Origin of the sequence: Mycoplasma todarodis, assembly GCF_004335995.1 — a bacterium.
GTDB lineage: Bacteria > Bacillota_I > Bacilli_A > Mycoplasmatales > Metamycoplasmataceae > Mycoplasma_K > Mycoplasma_K todarodis.
In genome coordinates this window covers 1-3110 of record NZ_PSZP01000054.1, presented here as the reverse complement: position 1 = coordinate 3110, position 3110 = coordinate 1, and the positions used below count along the sequence as shown (strand labels likewise).

The following is a 3110-nucleotide window of genomic DNA, read 5'->3' as shown; positions in this document are numbered from 1 at the left end:
TCACTTTAAATATAATGAACTAGACGCAACATCAGTTGTAATCTCAGGACATAAAGAAATGTTCGCAGTTATGGAAGAAAAAGATGCTTTATATATGAAACCTGACTTTGATGAAAAAGATGGTGAAAGAGCATCACATTTAGAAGGTGAATTCGCAATGATGGGTGGTTATGAATCAGAATCAGATGCACAGAAATTACTTTCTTCTCTTGGGATACCTCAAGAAAAATGAACAAGACCACTTGCAGAATTAAAATCAGGAGAAAAGGTTAAAGTACTTCTAGCGAGAGCTTTATTTGGTAATCCAGATATCTTAATTCTTGATGAACCTACTAACCACCTTGATATGCAAGCAATCTCATGATTAGAGGATTTTTTAAGTAAATATGAAAACACAGTTATTGCAGTATCTCACGATACAGACTTCTTAGATAACGTATGTACTCACACAGTTGATATTGACTTTGGAGAGGCAAATATGTTTACAGGTAACTATACTTTCTGAAAACAATCTTCAGAATTAGCCGCTGAACTTAAAAAGGCTCAAAATGCTAAAAAAGAAGATCAAATGAAAAAATTACAAGCGTTCGTTGATAAATTCTCAGCTAATGCTTCTAAGTCTTCACAAGCTACTTCACGTAAAAAGACATTAGAAAAAATTACACTTGAAGACATCAAACCTTCAAATAGAAAATACCCATATATTAGATTTGATTTATTAAGAGAACCAGGTAAAGAAATTCTTTCTGTTGATGATTTGACTTACATAACACCAGAAGGTGAAACATTATTTGAAAATCTTACTTTCAAGATATTGCCAGGTGAAAAAATGGTTATCCTTGGAGATGACGATATTGCAAAATCAAAACTTTGTGATATTTTATCAGGTGATTTAGAACCAACTTCAGGAACATTTAAATGAGGAGTTACAATCACAACTGATTATTTCCCAAAAGATAATACTCATTTATTCGATAATGATCTTACAATCTTAAAATGATTAGGACAATGAGATAAAGAAGATGATGAACCTAAATTAAGGGGATTCTTAGGAAGAATGTTATTCCCAGCTGATTCAGTATTTAAAAAAGTTAAAGCTTGTTCAGGTGGAGAAAAAGTTAGATTAATGATGGCTGCAATAATGTTAAGAGATTCAAATGCTTTAATATTAGATCAACCATTAGATCACTTAGACACAGAGTCAATTGATTCAGTTATTGAAGGACTTGATAAATATCAATCTTCATGTATCTTTACAACTTATAACAAGGCATTTACAAATAAAGTTGCAAATACAATTCTTACACTAGGTTCTAAAGGTTCAATATTCTTTAGAGGTAAATTAGATGATTATCTAGCAGATGAAAGAATTCAAAATATAATCAAAGATATTAAATAATTACTCTTCGGAGTTTTTATTTTTTTATGTTGTATAACAATTTGAACAAATAAAAAAACAGACTAACCTCTGTCTGTTTTTTTATTTACTTTAAGTTTTGATAATTTAGATTTTTTACGTTTGTCTTCTAATTGAGCTTTTTCATTTTTCATTGCTTCAGCCTCAGAAAGGAATCCACCAGCAATAACACCAGAAGGGATTGCAAGGATACCAATACCAATAATAGACATAACCATTACAATTGCTCTACCTATGTCTGATTTAGGGGTTATATCACCAAATCCTATTGTTGTAAGTGTAATAGTTGAGAAGTATAGCGCATCTTTGAATGTTACTATTTGTCTATCTGCTAAAGGAACTTTTTGTTCAACGTTATACATAACTAATGCAAATACAACGATTGTAATAATAACTATAAAGAATACGTTATAAAGAATTCATTTATTCTTAGCAATAACTCTTTTAAAGATTGCTAATGGAGGGAATAAGTTAGCCAACATAACAATTCTTATAATTCTCATAAATTTAAATGTTTGAAGTCCAACAAAGAAATCTTTTGCACGACCTTCTGGTAAGTAGTTACCTACTATGTAAAGAGAAGGGAGCATAGAAATTATAAGCATTATTGAAATCATTGTAATTGGGAAGAAAATTAATGATTTCGTCTTACTTTCAAATCTCGCTGGAGCTGTAATTCATCTCAAAGCATAATCAACGATTAATACAACGAATACAATTAATTCGATAACTGTAAATCATGATTTATATTTTTCTTGTGTTTCAATTTTAAAAGAAAGTGTTGAAATTGAAAGTGCGACAATAAAGAAAATTACAAAAGCATATAAATTTCTTAAAAGTCTTATTTTACGTTTACGCTCCTTTGTTTTTATTGATTTTAAACTTGATTCAGAAGCAACAATAATACTTCCTTCATTTAATGTCATTTTCATTTTATCTACCTTTCTGACCTGTTATTGTCTTATGTAAGTTCACGTCTTTTGAATTGTGTGTCCTAAATGTTTTAATCTTATTATATAGTTTTTTTACTTGTTGATCCGATAATTTAGTTTCCAATACGGAATTAATCTTATCTAAAGAATTAAATAATTCTGCATGTCTTATTAAAACAACATGGCCTGGTGTATTAGTTATTTTTATTGACTCTGTTCTATTAGAATAAACAATTAGAGAAACAATAGGTACTTTAATTTGCATCATATTCATAATATGATTTATATGTTTATCATTTTGAATTATTGGATTCCCAGTAGGATGTTGCTTTTGCCCCATTTGTTTAATTCATTGGGGTGCAGCTGCATCTCCATGGATTTCACCTTTGATAGATTTAATCTCAACTACGATAATACCCTTATCAGTAATTAGGATACCATCAACTTCGAAAACCATATTTTTATTATATGCATACAAACTAGCTTTAATATATTTGTTTTTTGTGTGTTTGGCCCATGTAGCGATATCACCATTAATAATAGTTTCTGCTGATTGACCAAGTTTTTTTGTTAATCTTTTTAGTGAGCGATTTTTGTATCAAAAACCTATTAAAATTCCCACTATAGTTAGTATTACTACCGACCCAAAAATCATCCCTATGTATAGTCTTGTCATATTACTCCTTAATTTTTACTAAATTATACTTTATTTTTGCTATAATGTTTTCACAAAGGAGTTTTAAATGGCAAATATCAAATCA

3 protein-coding genes are annotated in these 3110 nt (G+C 29.4%); 1 reads left to right on the top strand and 2 read right to left on the bottom strand.

Features of this window, described 5'->3' with window-relative positions:
* On the top strand, positions 1–1399 hold a 1399-nt coding region (locus C4B25_RS04435; protein ID WP_131613922.1), incomplete at its 5' end, for an ABC-F family ATP-binding cassette domain-containing protein.
* A 62-nt stretch (positions 1400–1461) separates the two neighbouring features.
* Here the strand turns inward: C4B25_RS04435 and C4B25_RS04430 are convergent.
* Together C4B25_RS04430 and C4B25_RS04425 are read right to left on the bottom strand one after the other, a co-directional pair.
* Positions 1462–2343: a potassium channel family protein gene (locus C4B25_RS04430; protein WP_168380708.1), complete on the bottom strand. Its 882-nt coding sequence runs from the start codon at positions 2341–2343 to the stop codon at positions 1462–1464.
* Between the two features lie 7 nt (positions 2344–2350).
* Positions 2351–3025, bottom strand: a complete 675-nt coding sequence (locus C4B25_RS04425) for a nuclease-related domain-containing protein (RefSeq protein WP_131613918.1) — start codon at positions 3023–3025, stop codon at positions 2351–2353.
* Positions 3026–3110 lie beyond the last annotated feature (85 nt).